General features: G+C 58.7%; 20 protein-coding genes and 1 riboswitch. Of the genes, 9 read left to right on the top strand and 11 right to left on the bottom strand.

Going from position 1 to position 21,068, the window contains the following annotated elements; translation table 11 throughout:
- Positions 1-156: 156 nt before the first annotated feature.
- Genes GOW04_RS21035 through GOW04_RS21020 form a run of 4 tightly spaced genes read right to left on the bottom strand, consistent with a single transcriptional unit; the run spans position 157 to position 4,468 of the window.
- Positions 157-1,128: a D-glycerate dehydrogenase gene (locus tag GOW04_RS21035; protein WP_171233909.1), complete on the bottom strand. Its 972-nt coding sequence runs from the start codon at positions 1,126-1,128 to the stop codon at positions 157-159.
- A complete protein-coding gene (gene sucD, locus GOW04_RS21030) occupies positions 1,128-2,015 on the bottom strand; it encodes a succinate--CoA ligase subunit alpha (protein ID WP_171233908.1) in 888 nt (295 codons plus the stop codon). The genes GOW04_RS21035 and sucD overlap by 1 nt, the downstream gene beginning before the upstream one ends.
- Positions 2,015-3,211 (bottom strand): malate--CoA ligase subunit beta, encoded by a 1,197-nt coding sequence (locus GOW04_RS21025; RefSeq protein WP_171230724.1) that lies wholly within the window; start codon positions 3,209-3,211, stop codon positions 2,015-2,017. The genes sucD and GOW04_RS21025 overlap by 1 nt, the downstream gene beginning before the upstream one ends.
- A gap of 15 nt (positions 3,212-3,226) precedes the next feature.
- Positions 3,227-4,468 (bottom strand): aminotransferase class V-fold PLP-dependent enzyme, encoded by a 1,242-nt coding sequence (locus GOW04_RS21020; protein ID WP_171233907.1) that lies wholly within the window; start codon positions 4,466-4,468, stop codon positions 3,227-3,229.
- Positions 4,469-4,688: 220 nt separating this feature from the next.
- Between GOW04_RS21020 and GOW04_RS21015 the strand changes: the two genes are divergently transcribed.
- From GOW04_RS21015 to GOW04_RS20995, 5 genes are all read left to right on the top strand, one after another.
- Complete coding sequence (locus GOW04_RS21015) at positions 4,689-5,318, top strand: response regulator transcription factor (RefSeq protein ID WP_254430225.1); 630 nt, start codon at positions 4,689-4,691, stop codon at positions 5,316-5,318.
- A 22-nt stretch (positions 5,319-5,340) separates the two neighbouring features.
- On the top strand, positions 5,341-6,186 hold the full coding sequence (locus GOW04_RS21010) for a Rossmann-like and DUF2520 domain-containing protein (RefSeq protein WP_171233906.1): 846 nt from the start codon (positions 5,341-5,343) through the stop codon (positions 6,184-6,186).
- Between the two features lie 177 nt (positions 6,187-6,363).
- The gene (locus GOW04_RS21005; protein WP_171233905.1) at positions 6,364-10,077 is read left to right on the top strand and encodes a hypothetical protein; all 3,714 of its coding nucleotides are present in this window, start codon (positions 6,364-6,366) and stop codon (positions 10,075-10,077) included.
- The gene (locus GOW04_RS21000; protein WP_171233904.1) at positions 10,070-11,068 is read left to right on the top strand and encodes a hypothetical protein; all 999 of its coding nucleotides are present in this window, start codon (positions 10,070-10,072) and stop codon (positions 11,066-11,068) included. Before GOW04_RS21005 ends, GOW04_RS21000 begins: the two co-directional genes overlap by 8 nt.
- A 76-nt stretch (positions 11,069-11,144) precedes the next feature.
- A complete protein-coding gene (locus tag GOW04_RS20995) occupies positions 11,145-11,357 on the top strand; it encodes a hypothetical protein (RefSeq protein WP_152460419.1) in 213 nt (70 codons plus the stop codon).
- 104 nt (positions 11,358-11,461) lie between these two features.
- On the opposite strand, the gene GOW04_RS20990 is transcribed toward GOW04_RS20995, so the two are convergent.
- From GOW04_RS20990 to GOW04_RS20965, 6 genes are all read right to left on the bottom strand, one after another.
- The gene (locus GOW04_RS20990; protein ID WP_152460420.1) at positions 11,462-12,112 is read right to left on the bottom strand and encodes an energy-coupling factor ABC transporter ATP-binding protein; all 651 of its coding nucleotides are present in this window, start codon (positions 12,110-12,112) and stop codon (positions 11,462-11,464) included.
- Positions 12,109-12,888, bottom strand: a complete 780-nt coding sequence (gene cbiQ, locus GOW04_RS20985; RefSeq protein WP_171233903.1) for a cobalt ECF transporter T component CbiQ — start codon at positions 12,886-12,888, stop codon at positions 12,109-12,111. The genes GOW04_RS20990 and cbiQ overlap by 4 nt, the downstream gene beginning before the upstream one ends.
- Entirely contained in the window at positions 12,888-13,463 is a 576-nt protein-coding gene (locus GOW04_RS20980; RefSeq protein WP_171233902.1) for a cobalt ABC transporter permease, read from the bottom strand. Before GOW04_RS20980 ends, cbiQ begins: the two co-directional genes overlap by 1 nt.
- Positions 13,460-14,071 carry a cobalt transporter CbiM gene (cbiM, locus tag GOW04_RS20975; RefSeq protein ID WP_152460423.1) on the bottom strand — a complete coding sequence of 204 codons (612 nt, stop codon included), beginning with the start codon at positions 14,069-14,071 and terminating at the stop codon, positions 13,460-13,462. The genes GOW04_RS20980 and cbiM overlap by 4 nt, the downstream gene beginning before the upstream one ends.
- Before the next feature lie 6 nt (positions 14,072-14,077).
- Positions 14,078-14,863, bottom strand: a complete 786-nt coding sequence (locus GOW04_RS20970; RefSeq protein WP_171233901.1) for a DUF4198 domain-containing protein — start codon at positions 14,861-14,863, stop codon at positions 14,078-14,080.
- Between the two features lie 130 nt (positions 14,864-14,993).
- Positions 14,994-15,193: riboswitch (cobalamin riboswitch) on the bottom strand.
- 121 nt (positions 15,194-15,314) lie between these two features.
- Complete coding sequence (locus GOW04_RS20965) at positions 15,315-16,439, bottom strand: ROK family transcriptional regulator (protein WP_171233911.1); 1,125 nt, start codon at positions 16,437-16,439, stop codon at positions 15,315-15,317.
- Positions 16,440-16,692: 253 nt separating this feature from the next.
- Here GOW04_RS20965 and GOW04_RS20960 point away from each other — a divergent pair, with 253 nt between their 5' ends.
- From GOW04_RS20960 to GOW04_RS20945, 4 genes are all read left to right on the top strand, one after another.
- The gene (locus tag GOW04_RS20960; RefSeq protein ID WP_152460425.1) at positions 16,693-17,712 is read left to right on the top strand and encodes a sugar ABC transporter substrate-binding protein; all 1,020 of its coding nucleotides are present in this window, start codon (positions 16,693-16,695) and stop codon (positions 17,710-17,712) included.
- Between the two features lie 108 nt (positions 17,713-17,820).
- The gene (locus GOW04_RS20955) at positions 17,821-18,894 is read left to right on the top strand and encodes an ABC transporter permease (protein ID WP_171233900.1); all 1,074 of its coding nucleotides are present in this window, start codon (positions 17,821-17,823) and stop codon (positions 18,892-18,894) included.
- The gene (locus GOW04_RS20950; RefSeq protein WP_171233899.1) at positions 18,894-19,670 is read left to right on the top strand and encodes an ATP-binding cassette domain-containing protein; all 777 of its coding nucleotides are present in this window, start codon (positions 18,894-18,896) and stop codon (positions 19,668-19,670) included. The genes GOW04_RS20955 and GOW04_RS20950 overlap by 1 nt, the downstream gene beginning before the upstream one ends.
- Positions 19,667-20,305, top strand: coding sequence for an AAA family ATPase (locus GOW04_RS20945; RefSeq protein WP_217356967.1), 639 nt, complete (start codon positions 19,667-19,669; stop codon positions 20,303-20,305). Before GOW04_RS20950 ends, GOW04_RS20945 begins: the two co-directional genes overlap by 4 nt.
- Positions 20,306-20,351: 46 nt before the next feature.
- Here GOW04_RS20945 and GOW04_RS20940 read toward each other — a convergent pair whose 3' ends face one another.
- A complete protein-coding gene (locus GOW04_RS20940; RefSeq protein ID WP_171233898.1) occupies positions 20,352-21,068 on the bottom strand; it encodes an aspartate/glutamate racemase family protein in 717 nt (238 codons plus the stop codon).

Here is a 21,068-nt window from a genome sequence, read left to right as displayed (position 1 = left end):
GATCGAGCCAAAAAGCTCGGGATCACGATCAGAAAGGGACTGGGTGAAAAATCCGTCTAAACGGTGCGGGGCATTCACTGGTCATATCTCCTAATTGAGGAACGCAACGCAGCCACGGCTGCGTTGGACGCCATTGCGTGATGTTTGAAGGTGGCCTCAGATCACGCGGTCCCGAGGTTCGCGGCCTTCGAAGAAATCGCTCAGGTTGTCGAGAACCCGAAACCCCATCGCCTCGCGCGCTTCGCGGGTTGCGCTGCCCAGATGCGGCAGCATGACGAGGTTGTCGCACTGCAACAGATCCGGGCTGATACGCGGTTCACCATCGAATACATCCAATGCAGCGCCGCCGATCACGTCGAACATCAATGCCTGGATCAGCGCCCATTCATCGATCACTTCGCCTCGTGCGGTGTTGATCAGAAATGCGTCAGGCTTCATCAGGCCAAGTCTGCGCGAATTGATCAGATGGCGGTTGGCTGCGCCGCCCGGACAGTGCAGTGAAACGAAGTCACATTGCGGCAGCAGGTCATCAATGGTGTCCACCTGTCTTGCGTTGCATCCGGCGAGAACATCGGGCGATACGGCGCTACGGTTGTAAACCAGCACGTCCATGCCGAACCCGTGATGCGCACGGCGGGCCATCTCCTGACCGATGCGGCCATATCCGATGATGCCCAGTGTCTTGCCGCTGACCTTGGTTCCGACCAGATGCGTGGGCCGCCATCCTGTCCACTGACCTGCACGCAGCTCGCGTTCGCCCTCACCCGCCCGACGCGCCACCATCAACAGCAGCGTCATGGCGATATCGGCGGTGCATTCGGACAAAACGTCGGGCGTGTTGGTCACAGTCATACCCAACTCGCGGGCCGACGGCTCGCAGATATGGCTGTAGCCGACCCCGTAATTGGCAAGGATTTTCGTCTGCACACCCGGCACATCCAGTGCCTCGGCGCTCAGCGTGTCCGTTACGGTGGGCAGCACGGCGTCATAGGATTTCAACGCTTGCCGGATTTCAGCCGGGGACATGGGTTTGTCGCCGGTGTTCAATACGGTGTTGTAGTTCTCGGCCAGCTGCGCCTCGACGGCAGCAGGCCAGCGACGGGTAACCAGAACCGAAGGTTTGACCATCACGCAGCCTCCATCACGCGGGCGATCGTCTCACCGATCACTGCAGGGTTTTCGGCCACGGTGACACCTGCGGCGGACAGGATCTCGACCTTTTCGCTGGCGCTTTCGCCGAAGGCCGAGATGATCGCCCCCGCGTGCCCCATGGTGCGGCCTTTCGGAGCGGTCAGACCGGCGACATAGGCGATCACGGGTTTGGAGATGTGGTCGCGGATATATTCGGCGGCTTCCGCTTCCTGCGGGCCTCCGATTTCGCCGATCATGGCGATGACATGCGTGTCTTCGTCGTCTTCAAACCGTTGAAGGATGTCCTTGAAGGACGATCCGTTGATCGGGTCGCCCCCGATTCCGACACTGGTCGAAACGCCGATTCCGCGCTCTTTCAACTGGGCCGCCGCCTCATATCCCAATGTCCCCGAACGGCCAATGATCCCTACATGTCCGGGAAGATAGATATGCCCCGGCATGATGCCCAACAACGCCTTTCCGGGCGAGATGGTTCCGGCGCAGTTCGGACCGGTCAGAACCATGCGTTTCTCTTTCGGATAGCGGTACATGTACCTTTTTACCCGGATCATGTCCTGTGCCGGAATGCCGTCGGTGATGCAAACGCAATAGCGGATGCCCGCATCGGCGGCCTCCATGATGGAATCCGCCGCAAACGGGGGCGGCACGAAGACCAGGCTGGCATCGGCGCCGGTGGCTTCGACGGCCTGTTTGACGGTGTCAAAAACCGGAACGCCTTCGACGCTTTCGCCCCCCTTGCCGGGCACGACGCCACCCACCACGTTCGTGCCATAGTTCAACATGTCCTTGGTGTGGAACCGCGCCATGCGCCCAGTGATGCCCTGCACGATGACACGCGTGTCACGATCGAGAAGAATGCTCATTACACAACCCTCATTTTGGTGCCCTGAGTAAGGTCGTTTTTCCACGCGCCCACAGCGCGTTCTGCCGCCTCCATCAGCGTCGTGGCGCGAATGATCGGCAGTCCGGATTTGGCAAGGATCTTCTGGCCTTCTTCGACATTCGTGCCGGCCAGCCGCACAACGACGGGAATATCGAGGTCAAGTTCCTTCAACGCCTGAACGACACCTTCAGCCACCCAGTCGCAGCGGTTGATACCGGCGAAGATGTTGACCAGAATGGCCTGAACATTGTCATCCGACAGGACCAGCCGGAACGCCTTGGCCACCCGTTCAGGCGACGCGCCACCGCCGATGTCGAGGAAATTTGCAGGCTCGCCGCCTGCCAGCTTGATCGTGTCCATGGTGGCCATCGCCAGACCGGCCCCGTTGACGATGCAACCGATGTTGCCGTCAAGCCCGACATAAGACAGCCCGCGATCCGCAGCGCGGCTTTCGCGCGGGTCTTCCTGGCTTTTGTCGCGCAGTTCGGCGATCTGCGGGTGGCGGAACAGAGCGTTGTCGTCAAAGCTCATCTTGGCATCCAGCGCCAGCACCCGGTCGTCACCGGTGATGACCAGCGGATTGATTTCGACCATCGTGGCGTCAAGATTGCTGAAGGCGGCATAACAGCCCTGCAACGTCCGCACCATTTGCTGGATCAGTTTTGCTTCAACCCCAAGATTGAAGGCGATTTCACGGGCCTGAAACTCCTGAAGCCCGACGGCCGGTTCCACGATGGACCTGACAATGCTGTCGGGGCGGTCGGCCGAGATATCTTCGATCTCCATCCCGCCTTCGGACGAGGCGACGATCATCACCCGCTGGCTGGAGCGATCCAGCACAAAACCAAGGTAGATTTCCCGGTCAATCGGCACTGCTGCTTCGACGTAGACACGATAGATGCCTTTGCCTTCAGGACCTGTCTGATGCGTCACCAGTTTGCGACCGAAGAGATCATCACAAGCCTTGTAGATTTCGTTTTCGCTGTTGCAGAGCTTGACCCCTCCGGCCTTGCCGCGCCCGCCTGCATGGACCTGCGCCTTGACAATCCATTTGTCGCCACCCAGTTCGCGCGCCCGGTAGGCCGCCTGTTCAGGACTGTAGGCAAGCGCGCCCGCAGGCACGTCGACACCGAATTTCGAAAGGACTTCTTTCGCCTGGTATTCGTGGATATCCATCTGATGCGCTCCTGTTTAAGCAGCTATTGAAGTGCCGTAACGGCTTTCCAGCAGAGCTTCGATCGCGTCTTGATCGACCTCTCCGCCCAGCTCACGAATGGCTTCGGCGAATAGGCGCACGATCCGGCTGACGGCCTCGCGATTCAATTGATTGAGGATGCCGATGCGAACCTGCACCGGTTCGCTCAAGGTGGGCCAGATGCCAAACCCGCGGGCGCGGCAGTTCTGCACCAGTTCCATCTCGCGGCCAGAAAGCGCGGAAGGCAGGTTGAGCACGATCAGGCTGGGCATGTCCGAGGTGACCTCGCACCCCATCTCGGTCACCGCGTCCCGAAGAACCTTTTCATGCGTCCGGTAAGACATCGACCGCTTGGCCAGACCTTCCTGCAAGGTCAGGCGCAATGACTCGTGGAATGCCGCAACCGCATATCCGGAATGGGTCCGGTGATAGGTGCCCTTTTCCACGTCCTGCCCCTCGACGATGCCCCAGTGGCGTGCCTCGAAGATCGGATTGTGCACGTAGGTATAGGCACCTGTGGATTTCAGAGCCTCGATATAGGCATCGGCAAAGCTGACAGGGGCATAGGTCAGCGGCAGGCAGCACAGGCCTTTCTGCGGACAGGATGCCCAGCCTGCCACACCCGGATAGTCATCGATCGCAAAGTCTTCGACACCCAGTGACGAGACCGCATCGATCAGCCCCATGGCGCCATGACGTTCACACGCCTCCGAGAAACCGCGTAGATCGTTCACCCTGCCCGATCCGGTTTCCCAATGCGCCATGAAGGCCCATTTCGGCTTGTGCTCGGCCACAGTCGCTTCAACCAGTTCAGCCGTCACCGGCTGGCCATGTGGAACCTCGACCACTGTGACACTCGCCGCCTGTGGGTCAAGCGGGCTGACCGCGTGCTCGGCGGGCGTTGCCGCCTTGATCCGCAGCGTCAACGCGTCGATCCCCGAAAATGTGCCGTTGGTGAAGGCCACAACCTTGTCACCGGGCATGATGGCCGAGAACATAGTATCCAGAGCGCTCCAGCCGGTACCCGCGACAGCGAAGGTGTAAGCGTTCCGTGTGCCCCAGATTTTCCGCAGCATGTGCTTGCATTCGATCATGCCCCTGAGGACATCGCCTTGCATGTGATCGGCGACACCTGCGCCGGCGAAGGCTTTCAGGACACGCACATCCGTGTTCCCCGGCCCCGGCCCTGCGGCAAGGGTCTCGGGAATTTCGAGCGGAGGGAAAATCTGAAAGGTCATGGTCTGACATCCTCGGCTGTTGGCCGGGCATTACGGCCTGATGGTTCAAGATACCGATCAGAAAACGCGAGCTTGCCGGATGGCGCAACGTAACTTACTACTGCTTTTGGATGGCTAATAGTGTGGGTAATTACCTACCCGTTTCGGCAAAAATACGACGGTATACCGAAATCTACCCCACCCTTTTGGGTAGTTTTTTGTAAAATATGGGCAAAATCATATGGTTGAGACATCGGACAAACCCATCGACATCATGCTTGCGGACAGCAACCCGCTGGTGCTTTCGGCCATGTCGGAAATTTTCGAACGTGATCCCCGATTCTCTCTGGTCGCCACGTCGGCGACGGCGGAAGGGTTTCTGGGAACGGTGATGCGGATACCCGTACAGGTCGGCGTCGTGGACTGGACGCTTCCGGCCCTGGGTGCCGCCAAACTGATCGAGGTGCTGCGCGATCAGGCCGATGCACCGCGCTTTGTCATCTATGGCGATGCCTCTGGGGATGTCCCGCGATTGGCGATGCAGGCGGGCGCCGCTGGATTTGTTGCCCGCTCGGGCGAGGTCGAAGGCCTTCTTGAGACCTGCGCCGAAGTGGCAGCAGGCAAGATGGTGTTTCCGTTCATCGACGTCCGGAAGATGAAACAGGATCCGATTCAAAGCCTGTCGCGCAAGGAACGCGCCATTTTGGAGGCCCTGGCACAGGGGATGTCGAACCGGGAACTGTCCAAGGAACTTCAGATATCCACCAACACGGTCAAGTTTCACCTGTCCAATATCTATGAGAAGCTGAACGTCAAAAACAGAACTCAAGCGATTGCGTTTTTCTATTCGTCCCACCGTGGGGCGGACTAGACGACAAGAACAGAGAGCCCAGATGACTGAAATCAAAATTAACGTTGTCGGTGCCGGGCGGGTCGGCAAAACGCTGATCAGCCTTCTGGATGGCACTGATGGCTGCCGGATCCAGGATATTCTGAGCACATCCTTTCAGTCGGCAAATGAAGCCGCCCAGTTGTCCAAAACCGGGCGCGTTGCCGCAAGCTATGCCGATCTGCGGCCAGCTGATCTGTGGATCCTCTCAGTACCCGACACGCAAATTTCTGCGGTGGCCCACGAATTGAAAGAGGCGTTCGAAAACCAAGAAAAAACCGGGAAGCCTTCAGTGGCGTTCCAATGCAGCGGCTATTTTCCTGCCGAGCAACTGGCGCCGTTGCGAAGCCTCTCATGGTCTCTGGCCAGCGTTCATCCCGTCCTGTCTTTCGCCGATCCACAGGCCGCTGCTGCGCAATTCAAAGAGGCGCTGTGCGGGTTGGAAGGCGATGAAGACGCCACAGCGTTCATTCAGCCGCTTCTGGAGGGATTGGGAGCCACCTGTTTTCCCATCCGGTCTGAAAGCAAAAGCCTGTATCATGCAGCCGCTGTGATATCGAACAACTTCGCCGTTGTCTTGCAGGCCATCGCCCGCGAAGCGTGGGCCGAGGCGGGCGTGCCGGACGAAACTGCCCGCAAGCTCAACGCTGGTTTGTTGAGCAGCACAGTCGAAAACGTCGACCTACTTGGCCCACAATCTGCCCTGACCGGTCCGGCGGCAAGAGGGGACTCCGAGGTCGTTGCCCAGCAGGGCGCGGATGTAGCGGCGTGGCACCGCGATGCAGGTGAAATTTACAAGCAAATGAGCCTGCTGGCGCAAAAGCTGAAGGCAACCGGTTTCACGAAGTAATCGCCAGATCCATTGCTGAAAGGCATTTCGGATCCTGCGTTCGAAATGCGTCGCGGAAAAGGCGGGCCCGGGCGTTTCTTTTGCGAATCCCTGAAACATGTTACGTTGGGTCAACTTTCGAGATTTGAATTTTCCCGGCACTCAGTTTCTTGCAGCGCTTTCCTACGAGGTGACTTCATGTCCGACTCCAGCAGTGAGCCCCCGCGCATTACGCTGTCCATTCCGACCTCTCGACCCAATCCCACGATCTCGGCGGAACTCTCGGGATCGGCCGGTTTTACGGCTGACAGCCTTGACGATCTCAGGCGCGTCGAAGCCGAGAAGCTCAAGGCGCTGCGCCGTGGTGTCGGCATTGACCTGTCTGCCGAGGTGATCAACGATCTGGTCGATCAGCGCGTGCAGGCCACCGGTGCAGTCTTTCGTCAGCTCGAAACCATACGCAAGGATCTGACCGACGGGTTTCTGGGCGCTGTCGTCCCAACCCTTGCCCCGAAACTGCGCGGTGAACTGATCAATCCCGACGGCACCCCTGCCGAGCGGGTAATCGTTGAAGCGCTGCGCCCAACCTTCACCGCCAGTGAAGGCATCGACAACGGGGATTTTTCATGGGCTGTAAAAGCCGCCGTAACGGATGCGCGGGGCCTGTTTTCGCTGGATCTGCCCAATCTGCGCCTGCCGCAAAATGGCCTCAGATTGCGGATCCGGGGGCAGAACACCACTCTGACCGAGGCAGTGCCGCGCATTGATGCATTGGATGGTGAATTGGGTCTCGTGGTGCTGGATCGCACCGTCCTCCCTTTGCAGCGCTCGATCCTGGGTGAGCTTGCCGATATTCTGCCGGTGGATCCCGAGGATGCGGAAGAGAACATATCCGACTTCACCGGCACGCAGGCGCCCATCGTGCTGGGCGAAGGTGATTGCGCTTCGGAATACCGAACCGAAGGAGGCACGGTTTCGCGGCGGCGTTATTCGGTTCTTTATCGGCTGATCGACCCGCTTGTCGGGCCGAAAAACATCGTTCGCACCCGCCCCGTTGGCGGCAATCGCTTTGTCACGACAATTCCGGGCGGCACCTTTGCGCAGGCCAATCTTTCTGCCGAAACACTGTTGAGCGCATTCAATAATGACGGCGGAGACTGGGATTTCCGCGATCGGATACCGATTGACGAACCCATTGATATCGAGGATTTTTTCGAAGACTTGGAACAGCGTCCGCAGGATGTGCCAAAAGCTTCCAGCCTGGCGCTTGGCTATATCGCCAAGATGCGTTCAACCGCCGTTCACGCCGGAATGTCATTGGGGCGTCTGGTCTATTCCCTGCCGCTTGCCCCGGGCGAGGAACAACGGATCGTCGTGTCGGAACAGCGCGAAACCCTGACCGTGCGCGAACGCGAAAGCCTGACCTTCGAAGAACAACAGGAATTCGAAGAGGCGCGCGATACCTCTTTCGACAGTACATTCGAAACCGCATTGGACGAAGTGATCCGGGGAACATCCTCTTTCTCGACCAAGGCGTTCACAAAAAGCTTCGGGGGCGCCGGTGGCATTGGTGGCGGTCTGTTCGGCGGCATCGGGGCCATAGTGGGCGGGGTCGGTTTCAGCGGCGCGCGTTCCAGCTCCAACTCGTCAGGCAGTTCGTCCAACACGCAGAACACGTCCCGCGATTTTCTGTCAGACACGCACGAGACATTCTCGGCTGCGCTGGAACGGGCCGCTTCGGTCAAGCGAAGTTCGGCCCGAACCAGCGTTCGCACAGCCACCGCAAGTGATCGGCGGACGGCGACAACAAAATTCGTGGCCAACCGCAACCACTGTCATGCAATGACGATGCAGTGGTTCGAAGTTCTGCGCGACTTTTCCCTGGAAACGCGGATCGAAGGCGTGCAATTGGTGGTCTTCGTTCCCATGCAGCTCATCCGCTTTCGCCGTTTGGGGCAAGGCGATCAATTGCCGGGCAATGTCAGCCGGTCCGGATTGCTGAGCCGGTACAAGGTGATCCTGCGCCACGCAGACGTGTTCCGTCGCGTATTTCGAAACCGTCGCAGATTCCGCACCGCCCTCAAACTGTTGGAAGAGTTTTACGCGGACAAGGACGCGACACCGCAGAATGCTCCGGGTGTCGCGCAGGACATCGTCAGCTTCGAGGCTCAGGGCACTTTCATGCCCAATGATGACATATCCGCGGTGATCTTCACGCAGGATGGCGATCGCGTTGGGCCAGTGCCCCTGACCGGATCGCCGATCGACATCGACAACCTGCATGACTTGCCTGCCGAGACACGCGAAAACCTGCTGGTTCGGCTGGCTGACGCGCGCCGTGATCCAACCAACCGGCGGACTTATACCGGATCCGTGGCGTTGCCCCGCTCGGTCGAACGTTCCGACATCGCCCGCGTCGAGTTGCGCAGGCGGACGGGCTCTTTTGCCTATTCATTCTATACCGGCCCGGACCCGATCAACATCTTCAACATTTGGGAACATATCTCGAACCTGGAAGATGTGGATGATCTGGATCGCGCCACGCGCAACATCAGCCGGAGCCTTCACACGACGATTTCAGGCTCGGATTTCGACGATCTGGTCGGCGCGCCGATGATCAGCGAGTTCGAAGCGCGCATGAATGAAGACGCGCAGACCATCGTTGACGACAATACATTCCAGGCTTTGCCTGCGACCCTGCCCTATTCCGTACAGGAAGTGCCGGATGTGCTGTCGCGCCGTGATCTGCGGCGGATCGAAGAAATGTATCAGCATATCGTTGCCGACACCGTTCGTTATTCCCGCGTGATCTGGGCCAGTATGACAGATGAGGAACGGGCCATCCTGCTGGAACGCTTCACCATCGGCGTGCCCGATGGCGGGTTGGATGACGACTCAAGCGAGATATCGCTGCTCAGCACGGTCCAGAACAAGGTGCTGGGGTTCTATGGCAATGCGATGATCATGCCCTTCTCGATCCCGCCCGATCTGGCCGACAGAATGGAGATGCGGACCGGCGACATTCAGGACAGCCTGTTGGCCTTCCATCGCGAAGACTTCCGGCCACCGCGCCGAACGATCTCGCTGCCGACCAGGGGCCTGTTGGGCGAGGCCGTTCTGGGCCGCTGCAATTCCTGCGAGATGATCGACCATCGCCGCTTCTGGAACTGGCAGGACAGCCCGACGCCACCCCCGGTTGGTGACACGCCGGTCCTGCCCGCGGACAGTGATGCAATCTTTGGCACCCGTGCGCCATCGGACCTGCCGGCCAATCAACCTTCGAACACGCTTACCATCGCAGGGGGCGACATCGGCACGGGCCAGGCCGTGCCCACTTCGCAACTGGCCGAGATCCTCAAGGCCGCGCCTGATCTTGCACGGGCGGGAACCGATCTGACAGGTCTGAAAGAGTTGCAGGCGCAACTGGCCCTTGAAACGCAATCGGTCGCCGCCGGTCGGGACAAGGCCATAGACACGGCGACGGATCTGACCAAAGAGCTTGTCGGCAAGGCCACTGAACTGGCGGGCAAAGGGCAAGAGATCGCCGCGGCCCGCAAAGAGGAAGAAGCCAAAAAGCAAGCCGCCGAGAAGAAAAAGACAGCTGCCGACAATGCCGCAAAGCTCAAGGGGTTTGAGGATATCGCCAAGAACGCTTCGGGAGTTTCTGCGCTGATTGGCGGGCAACCGGATGGCAACCGGACCGGTTTCGTTCAAAACCTGTTCAAGGATTTTCCCGGCGGTGCTGCCGCTCTGGCCAATCCCTCCAACACGTTGCTTCTGGCCAAGCTTTTCGGAGCCTTTACCAAAGCCAATACAGATGCGGATGACGGCAGCGCAACCAAGGCCGGCAGCCAATCCGTACTGGATTTCCTCAATGGCCTGAGCGCCCCTGCGGAGGACGACGATGAGTGACACCAGCACAAATGCAACCCCCGAACCGGGCATCGATGAAAGCCTTGCCGAGGCCATCATCAATATTCTTGAAACCACCAATTCTCCGGCGATACAGCGCGCCCGAGAGGTTATAGCCCACAGGCTGGCCATCGCTGGCGACATTGCCCCATCCCGCATCCCTGCCCCGCGCAATATCACCGAGATCGGCGGCTACATAAATCTGCTCAGCGAGTATGGAGAGGCCGAACAGCGCGCGCGCATGATCGCGGCCGCTCTGGGCATAGCAGGGCCGCAGATTTCGCTGCCACAGCCCGGTGCCGTTCCACCGTTGTCCTTTGTCACACTTGACGGTGCCCGACCTGCGGGGCCACAACAACCCAGCTTCCCGTTGACCTATACGATCCGCAGCGACTTTGTTCCGGCCTTTGACAATGCGGTGCAGGAAATCACGATCCGCGGTGGCGCGGTTCCGATTTTGACACCTGTCAGGATCCTGCCTGCTGCGGGGTCTGCACCCGCAACAGACGGCTCTGCGCAGCTGGCTCTGATCGGTCGTACACTCAGCCTGGCGCCAACAGCGGCTTTGCACGCCGTGGCAACCGACCCTTTGTCGCTCAGCCGTCCGACGGCTGGTGGCGGGTTCGAGGTTATGGTTCGGGTCATCGACGCCGCCGCTCCGATCGCCGGAACCATCGCGGCGGAGAACTGGACAAGTTGGGAATGCGATGCCTCTGCCTGTACCGAAGTCGACAGCAATGATGCGCGCTTTGCGCTCACACCACTGCTGAACGCCGCCGGGTGGCACCAGCCCGCTGATCCCGGCAATCCGACCAGTCTGTCAAATCCCGGAACCTGGGCGGAATGGCGCAACATCACCGGGCTTGTGCCGGGCGTCACGCGGTTTGCGGATGAGCTGCAACTGCAATATTCCGCTGAAATGCTCATTACCTCGCCGGTCTTCAATCAACTGGACAATGTCTGGACAGGAAGCGAGTTCGCTGCGCCATAGCACGGCTGCCTGAAACGCACGAAAGTGATTTGGCAATGCGCCCTTCATGAGGTTCAATGCATTCAGGAGGTCAGCCATGCAAAACCCCGAGCGTTTCGAGAAATTCTATTTCGCCAAAGTCGGCATGGGCGAAGCCTGTGGCTGTGCCGAGCGGATAATCGACGTGTTCGAATTCAACCGCAAAGGCGGTGCGCAATCCAGGCAACCTGTGAAACAGGACAGGCGCAGACGCGGGTCCTTTCGGGCATGGGCGGTCAAATATGGGCTGATGAGCCGCAGACGCACATAGCCAAGGCCTGACGACGCGCAAGGTTCGCTTTCCGTTTCATGGCGTGGCTCAGGCGGTATGATTGCATTTCTGAAACCACCATGTCCGGTTGCCACGAGAACAGGTCAGACCGGCACCAGCTTCCCGTCGCGAAGATCCAGTTCATCGGGCGCCAGTTCCAAGCGGAACGCCGGCGAATGACTGACAAGCAAAATCGCCTGTGGCAACGCGCGCAGGATTTCCAGCAGGCGCGCTTCGTTTTTCGTATCCAACGCATTCGTCGGTTCGTCCAGCAACAGCACTTCGGGCTCCATCGCCAGAACCGTCGCCAGGGTCACTAGCCGTTTTTCACCGCCTGACAATTTATGGGTAATGCGGTTCTTCAGGTGCATCAGGTCCAGATCGCCCAGAACTTTGTCGACGATGGCAAGTGCTTCGTCGCGGGTCTTGCCCAGATTGAGCGGACCAAAAGCAACGTCTTCGGCGACGGTCGGGCAGAACAGCTGATCGTCCGCATCCTGAAATACAAGCCCCACCCGGCGGCGGACCTCATGGAAATCAGCCTCTTCCACGCGCTGCTGACCAAAAACGGTGACGGTGCCTGAACACGGGCGCTGCAACCCAAGCAAAATCCGCAGGAGCGTCGATTTCCCCGCTCCGTTCGGGCCTGTCAGGGACAGGCGCTGCCCCGCGCTCAGGCTCAGGTTTGCCCCGTCCAGAACGGGTGGTTGGCCGGGGTAGGAAAAACAGATGTCTTCAAGCGCAATCAGTGTCATGCGAATTCCAGAATGATCAGACCCAGGCAGAGACCGCTGAAACCTGCCGCAAACACAATGTCCGCACGGGTCAGGGCAAATTCCTGAAGCAACGGCATACGCCCGGAAAACCCCCGGCACTTCATAGCGGCCAGGATGCGTTCTGATCTTTCGATCGCGCGCACAAGCATCATACCCACAAGGTAGCCAAAGCTGCGATATGTGTGCCAGTTTGTTGCTGGCCGAAAACCACGCACCTTCATCGCGGCGCGCAGCCGCAGGTATTCTTCGCGCAAGACCTCGATATACCGGATCGTGAACATCAGCAGGTAAACCAGCTTTTCGGGGCACCGCAGACGATGCAGGGCGTGGCCCAGTGTAACCGGCTCCATCGTCCCGACCAAAACCAACAGGGACAGGATCACGGCATTGGCGGTCAAGGCAATCTCGACCGCTTTCCAAAATCCCTGCCAGCTTGCGGAGAATCCCCAAAGCGTGAACATCGGATCCCCGGGCATGGAAAAGGGCAACAGGACCAGCATGAACAGGATGAACCCATCCATCATGGCCATTCGCTTCAACGTCTTTCGCCGCGGCAGACGTGAAACTATCAGAAGCGAAAGCGACACTGTCAGCGCCGCGCAAAGCGCGCCGAGGGATGACAGCGCCACGGTCACGACCGCAAAAACAACTGCCATGACGATCCGCATCCGGGGATCCAGCTGGCTGATCAAACCTTTTGGCCCGTCACCGGCTTCGGACAGTGTTTTTTCCTTGTGCCCCAGAACGTGTGCCATCAGGACGCCAGCTTGCGGCGGGCCACCATGTAAAAGCCCAGACCAAACAGACCAACGATGTACCCGATCCCGCCAAGGATGGTTTGCAAGTCATTCTGTTCGCGATAGGCCGCAATCTCGCGCCTGAGCGGGCGCAATTCGTCACGTACGGCCTTGGCGATAACCTGCTGCTCTTCGGCGCTGAGAGACGCCGCCGAACCGCTGGCCTGCGTCACAGCAGCCGAAGATGAGTCACCGTTTTCTGCCACGGCAACGCCCATGATCCGCGCGACATCTTCGGCAGACATCGTGACTTCGGCCACATGCCCGGCGCCAAGGTCGGCAAAGAAGGTGTGCGCCACGGCCGAGGTCGGCGTGTAGACAAAAAAACCGTCCGCATCCGTGACCGATCGACCCAGCTCGGCCCCATCCGGGCCGGTGACAATGACCTCGGTGCCGTTTGCCATGTCGCCGTTAGAAAAGCCAATTTCGCCCTCGATGACGTCTCCCGACTCGAAAACGCCGGCTATGACCTTGTGCGCCAGGGCAGGCACAGGTGCGCAGCACACGGCCAATATGACAACCAGATGCTTCATGTGGCTGCTCCTCTGAAAAACAGCTCGGGCTTGACCTTGCGCGCCAACAACACGGCGAACCCGGTCAAAATCGCCTCGATGGCCATGACAGGAATATGGGCGAAGAAAACAAGCTTGGCGGCAGGCAGAAATTCATCCCCCGACAGCGCCAGGGAAAACGCGACCATGCCGGTTGTCGCTGCAATCGCAAATGCGCCGCCGACGCCCCCCCAAATCGCACCTTGCAAAGGCGTTCCACGCGCGATCAGACGACCGAACAACATTCCGGCCACCACTGCGGGAAAGGCGATATTGACGGTGTTGATCCCCAACACCGTCAACCCGCCAAAGCCGAAAAAGACCGCCTGTAGCAAAAGCCCGACGAACAAAGCCGGGAATGCGGCCCAACCAAGCAGCAGCCCGGCCATGCCGTTGAGGATCAGATGGACCGACGACGGACCAATGGGCACGTGGATCAAGGATGCCACGAAGAAACTGGCTGACAGCACGCCCGCAGTGGGGATGCGATCAAGATCCAGAGACCTGAGACCCATGGCGATCCCGCCCGCGGCGGCTATGGCGCCGCCAATTACAACCGGGTTGGAAAGGGCTCCGTCGACGATGTGCATCTGGGGTTACTCCAGATCCCAGGCACGAATCCAGATGACCGCATCCTGGCTGAGTTCTTTGCCCTCATGTTCGGTTGCCGGACCGGAACCAAGGGCAGCGAAACCCCAGTAACCGGCTTTTGGAACGCCGAACGAAAAATACCCGTTGTCGTCAGATATTGCGACCACCGCACCACCCGGCATAGGAGACACTTTCGGTGCAGAAGCGGCCGAGCTTTCCATGTCGGGTTCCGCGGCCATGTACTCGATCTCGATCTCGGCGCCCGAAACCGGCTGACCATCAGCCAGCACACGGCCCGTGAAAGTCGAACCCGCGATGATGTTGGTCGGCTTGTTCAGCGGGATAATCTCGGTCGCTAGCCCCACAGGATTCATCCAGTCGGTCGGCAATTCGTTACGGTTCAGGAAGGCTTTGGTGAGCTGTTGGATATAAATGTCTTCGGATTCCTCGTAATAAGGCTGAGGAACCGTCACCAGCACATAGTCGCCCGAACGTTTGACCGGGACACTGCCCTTGAACGCCGCGCCCTCGTTTTCCCCGCCGGTGAAACGGATAGGTTCCAGCGTGTCCAGCAAATCGGTCTTTTCACCGTTGTGGATCACATAGAATTCCTGCGGCTTTTCAAGATCCATGACATGGCCATTCTCGAATGGATGCCAGAAAATCAGTTTGACCGGCACATCGCCCGGTTTCTCGATCATGGTGTCCGTGGTGTATTCCAAAAGGAAATGCGCATTTGCGATGGCAGGAAGAGCCACCGCGGCAGCGGCTGCGCTGAGCAGCGTTTTCATGAACAGTCGTCCTTGTCCCGTCGCGCCAATCCCGGCGCGAAATTCGTTTTGACCACGGGACATTCAACGCCAAATTACCCTTTCAGGCATCCTGGTCCGACGCACATCCCGTCGCCGATTAGGAGTACCCGTTAGAGGGCACATGTCCGGCAGGTATCCTGACTTGCGGGTCAAAGCGTTGGACTGGCCTTCCCGGGCAACCCCCAGTGGCGTTTCAGCCCTGCTCGCCGCTTACAGTTGCGGGTGCAGTTGCGGAATTGGGCCTGAGCCCGCACCGCATTCCCTATTGATTCCAGAGCAAGCCCCGGAACCGGACATGCCGAGCGGCTTGCCAGACAACTCAGCCCTCCGTCAACGAAAATGTGTTACGGCCATCGAAAATAATGAGCTCGGCAGTTTGCGAGAGTGAACCAGTTTGTGAAATATCCAAGGCAACAAGGTGATTTCACATCTAAGCTTCTGAAAGATACCTTTCCGACAACGGCAGGCTCGCCGCGCCCAGTGAGCGTGCTTCCGGGCCCACGGTCCCTGCCAGCACGGCAGGGCGCTCGAGACCGGTCAGGTTAAGCTCAGACAGTTTGTCTTCGACCATTTCAACCAAACGCGCCTTGATGTCCTGCGGCATCCAGCCGTCAATCTTCACGCATTCGAAATCTATCAGGCTACAGGACGAGACAATCGCATAGGCAATCCCACTCGCCGTCTGTTTCAACCAGTATTCCAGTTGAACTTTTGGCACATCCCAACGCTGGGTCGTTTCCCAAATGGAATGCGACGTGACACCTGCTGTGGTGATTGCACGCTCGAGCACATACAGGCTGGCCACGTCGATAAGGGGTCTGACACCACCGGCATCATCTGGCACAGGCAAGGGGCCGATTGCGCCCGCGTTTCCACGTCCCGAAAAGATTGCGCCATTGAGGACCACACCGCCGCCAATGAAAAACCCGATATAGAAGTACAGGAAATCCCTGGGCCCATCGGCTGGACCGAATACCAATTCCGCCCCACAAGCCGCAGTGGCGTCATTTTGCAGGAATACCGGAATATCGAGGCGCCGCGCCAGGTCAGCCTTCAGGTCTGATACGCGCCACGGGTCCATTTCTTCCTGAGGAACCTGAAGGGTCTGGGCCCAGTCCCATAGGTAGAACGGCATGGCAATCCCAAGTCCCGCAATCCTGCCTTTGGCCTCAGGCGACATGGATGATATCATTTTGCCCAGACTCTCAGTGGAAAACTCCAAAGTGGCTTTCGGCGTTGGATAGTCATAGGTTCGCCGATCGCGTTGCCGCACATTTCCGACAAAGTCAGTCAAAACCAACTCGGCACTGCGACGCCCCACCTTGAGCCCAAAGAAAAAGGCACCATCCGGGTTAAGTCGCATGGGAACGGAAGGTTGCCCGACTTTCCCGCGGACCGGTTCACCGCGCAAAAGCAAACCATCCTTCTCCAACAGTCGCATAATGACGGAAACGGTTTGTGCCGACAGTCCGGTCATGCGCGCGATCTCGGACTTCGCAAGCGCCTGGTGACGCCGGACAAGCGACAATACAAGCCGTTCGTTCCGGGCCCGCATCCCGCTTTGGTTGGTTCCGCGTACCTCTGACCCGTGCAGGCCAATCGAATTTTTCCGAGATGAATTTTCCGGCACGACCACCCCTTTCCTGTTGAAGAATGAGAAAGCCCGCCCGCACTGTCAATAATAAATAAGAGTGATTTATTTATTGACTCAAAATTCGAATCTTGTGATTGTTTCTTATGGGGTCAGGATTTTTTGCCTGATCGCCCTCGTGCCCTACTCGGCATAGAAAAAACTGGGAGGATAATCGATGAAACTTGCAAAACTTGCGGGTGCTGCTGCGCTCGGGGTTACTGCCATGGCTGGCAGCGCAATGGCGGAAGGCGAAACTGTTTGCCTGATCACCAAGACGGACACCAACCCGTTCTTTGTCAAAATGAAAGAAGGTGCGACTGCAAAAGCGGAAGAGCTGGGAATGACGCTCAAAGCCTTTGCGGGCAAAGTTGACGGTGACCATGAAACGCAGGTGCAAGCCATTGAGACCTGCATTCTGGACGGCGCCAAAGGCATTCTGCTGACGGCCTCGGACACATCATCCATCGTTCCGGCCGTGAAGCAGGCGCGGGATGCAGGTGTTCTGGTTATCGCTCTGGATACGCCGCTGGAACCCATTGACTCGGCTGACGCGACCTTTGCCACGGACAATTTCCTGGCCGGGCTGCTGATTGGACAATGGGCCAAAGCCACGCTGGGCGACGCGGCCAACGACGCGAAAATTGCGACACTGGATCTTGCCGTCAGTCAGCCGACAGTGGATGTGCTGCGCAATCAGGGTTTCCTGCAAGGCTTTGGTGTCGATCTGGCGGACCCGAACGTAATCGGTGATGAAGATGACCCCCGTCTTGTCGGAAGTGATGTCACTGCCGGCAACGAAGAAGGTGGTCGCCGCGCGATGGAAAACCTTCTGGCCAAAGATCCCACGATCAACGTTGTTCACACCATCAACGAGCCTGCCGCGGCAGGCGCCTACGAGGCGCTGAAAGCCATCGGGCGCGAAAATGACGTGCTCATCGTTTCCGTGGACGGAGGCTGCCCGGGTGTCCAAAACGTTGCCGATGGTGTTATCGGCGCGACGTCGCAGCAATACCCGCTGCTGATGGCATCGCTGGGTGTTGAGGCCGTCAAGAAATGGGCGGACGAAGGCGTGAAACCTGAAAACACGCCTGGCAAGGATTTCTTTGACACCGGCGTGGCGCTTGTAACCGACAAGCCTGCCGAAGGCGTCGAGTCGATCTCGGTCAAAGAAGGCATGGACCTCTGCTGGGGTTAACCTGACCACCCGGAGGGCCGCAGAGGGCGGCCTTCCGCATTTCAAACCACCCATTCGCCCGAAAACTTGCTAAAGTCGTCAGTAACCTGACGCTTTGGGGGAACCTTTATGTCCGATACTTCACGACGATCAGACGACTTCGAAGCCGCTGCAAAAGGCAGCCCGGAACAGATTGCCGAATTTGACGATCACCACCGCGGGTTCGTCGGAACGGTTCAGCATTTTCTGCATGTGAACCCCTCTTTGGTACCGCTGATCGTTCTTGTGGCTGCCATCGTCATTTTCGGGGCTTTGCTGGGCTCCAAGTTCTTCTCGCCATTCGCGCTGACCCTGATCCTGCAACAGGTTCAGATCGTCGGGATCGTGGCGGCGGCGCAAAGCCTCGTCATCCTGACCGCCGGTATCGATCTGAGCGTCGGGGCAATCATGGTGATGTCGTCGGTTGTCATGGGTCAGTTCACCTTCCGATATGGGCTGCCACCAACGGTCGCGATTGTTTGCGGCCTTTTCGTTGGCACCGCAATCGGTGCGGTGAACGGGTATCTGGTCAGCCGCATCAAACTGCCGCCGTTCATCGTGACGCTTGGCATGTGGCAAATCGTTCTTGCGGCGAACTTCCTGTATTCTCAGAACGAAACAATCCGGTCGCAGGAGATCGAAGAAAACGCCGCGATTCTGCAACTTTTCGGGGCCAAGTTCAATGTGGGCGGGGCGGTATTCACCGTCGGCGTGATCTTCATGCTGGTGCTGATCCTCGGGCTTTCCTACGCCCTTCGTCACACCGCATGGGGAAGGCATGTCTATGCGGTCGGTGATGATCCGGAAGCCGCCGAGCTGTCCGGTGTCAATGTGCATCGCACGCTGATGTCGGTTTACATGCTGTCCGGGCTGATCTGCGCCTTCGCGGGCTGGGCTCTGATTGGTCGGATCGGGTCCGTGTCTCCGACGTCTGGCCAGTTGGCCAATATAGAAAGCATAACGGCGGTCGTGATCGGGGGCATATCCCTGTTCGGTGGCCGCGGGTCCATTCTTGGATCGCTGTTCGGAGCGTTGATCGTCGGGGTCTTCACGCTTGGGCTTCGGTTGCTGGGCGCTGATGCGCAATGGACGTTCCTGTTGATCGGCATCCTTATCATCGCAGCGGTCGCGGTCGACCAGTGGATCAGAAAGGTGGCAGCCTGATGGAACCTATTCTCAAAGGACGGAACCTTGTGAAGCGCTACGGCAAGGTGACGGCGCTGGATCAGTGCGATTTCGATTTGATGCCGGGCGAGATTCTGGCGGTGATCGGCGACAACGGCGCGGGCAAGTCAACACTGATCAAGGCGATTTCAGGCGCGGTGATGCCGGATGAAGGCGAAGTCTGGCTGGAAGGCCGGAAAGTGAATTTCCACTCGCCGATCGACGCGCGCGAAGCCGGCATTGAAACGGTTTACCAGACACTTGCGATGTCCCCCGCCCTGTCGATTGCGGACAACATGTTCATGGGGCGCGAGATTCGGCGCAAAGGGCCGTTGGGATCATGGTTCCGAATGCTCGACCGTCCGGCGATGGAGAAATTCGCCCGCGACAAGCTGAGCGAACTGGGCCTGATGACGATCCAGAACATCAATCAAGCCGTCGAAACACTGTCCGGGGGTCAGCGTCAGGGTGTTGCGGTGGCACGTGCCGCGGCATTCGGATCAAAAGTCATCATCCTGGACGAACCAACCGCCGCATTGGGCGTGAAGGAAAGCCGGCGCGTTCTTGAACTGATCCTGGACGTGAAATCTCGCGGCATTCCGATCATCCTGATCAGCCACAATATGCCACATGTTTTCGAGGTCGCCGATCGAATTCACGTACATCGGCTCGGCAAACGCCTCTGCGTCGTTGATCCCAAGGATTACACGATGTCCGACGCAGTGGCGTTCATGACCGGTGCCAAGGAACCGCCCGCCGAGGACCAGGCCGCGTGAAAAGCACACTTGCCACGCCCGAGGCGCTTGCAACCAGGATCGCGGATGCCGTTCAGGCCTTGCCGCCGCTGCAAGACCGGCATCTTGTCGCGATTGCCGGGCCGCCGGGATCGGGAAAAACGACTGCGGCGGGCCTTGCAACCAAAGAGCTCAATCTGCGCGGCGTCGCAACCGGACTGGTTTTCATGGACGGCTTCCACTATGACAACGTGATCTTGAAGGATCGCGGCCTGCTGAGCCGCAAAGGATCTCCTGAAACCTTTGATCTTGCCGGCTTTCATGCGTTGCTTGATCGATTGCGCGCGGAAAAAGAAATCGCAATATCCGAGTTTGACCGGGAACTGGATCTGGCCATTGCCGCACGGTCCATGATCACGGCGGATCAGCGCGTTGTTCTGGTTGAGGGCAATTACCTTCTCTTGAACGAGCCGGGTTGGTCGGACCTTCACCAACTGTGGACATTCAAGGTATTTTTGGACACCGATTTGAAAACACTCCAAACCCGCCTGACCAACAGATGGATCGGCCATGGTCTGGACGCCAATGCCGCCAAGGACCGCGCGCAGTCGAACGATCTGCCGAATGCACAGCGCGTGATCCGAAATTCGATACCCGGTGATCTGACACTGGCTTGAGTTTTGCCTGCGGCCAACACAACCCGTCTTGATGAAAGGCCAGAGGTCAGTTCCGGTACACCGGCGGAACAAGACCGGCCTGGAACCAAGTCACGAAGGACACGATCGAAAACACCGGCAGCCCGGTCGCCTGTTGAATATCCGACGCATAGGGGCACATATTCGTGCACTCCAGAACTATTGCCCCAAGATCGGGGTGGTCCGAGGCCAACGCGATCGCGGCCTCAACATTGTCCTCCCGGGCCTTCTCAACATTCAGACGCGATTCATTGCCAAGAATTGCGCGGGTGAACTCCCGCCCACCCTCGGTTGTGCCGATTGGCGTGTCCAAGGGGACATTGGCAGCCTGAAGATGGTCATTGGTCAAGGTGGACGCCGAAATGGTCAGAATGCCCGCACGCTTTCCCCTGGGAAGGATGCGATTCACCATTTCGACCTGCATCAAGGACGACGTGACGACGGGAACCGGAACGGCCTCGGCCAGTTCCTTCTGGAACAGGGACAGGAACCCGCAATTGGTTGTTATTCCGTCGGCGCCGTCTTTGACCAGCTCTTGCGCGGCGTCGATGAAGACCTCGAGCATACCTTCGGCCCGATGCCGGACCACCCGATCGGGCGAGGCATCCCGGACGATGCGGTACAGCACCGGAAACGGCCATGTCTGCGCATTGCCCATGTCACCAGGAATTCTTGGGAATTGCGCGTCCAGCATGAGGATTCCCACCGATGCGCCGTAAATGGATTTGCCGCCCTGCACTATCAT

Origin of the sequence: Ruegeria sp. HKCCA4812 (assembly GCF_013034245.1) — a bacterium.
Taxonomy (GTDB): Bacteria; Pseudomonadota; Alphaproteobacteria; order Rhodobacterales; family Rhodobacteraceae; genus Ruegeria.
Note: the sequence above shows the minus strand (reverse complement) of the source record. Positions and strands in the feature narration are given on the sequence as shown.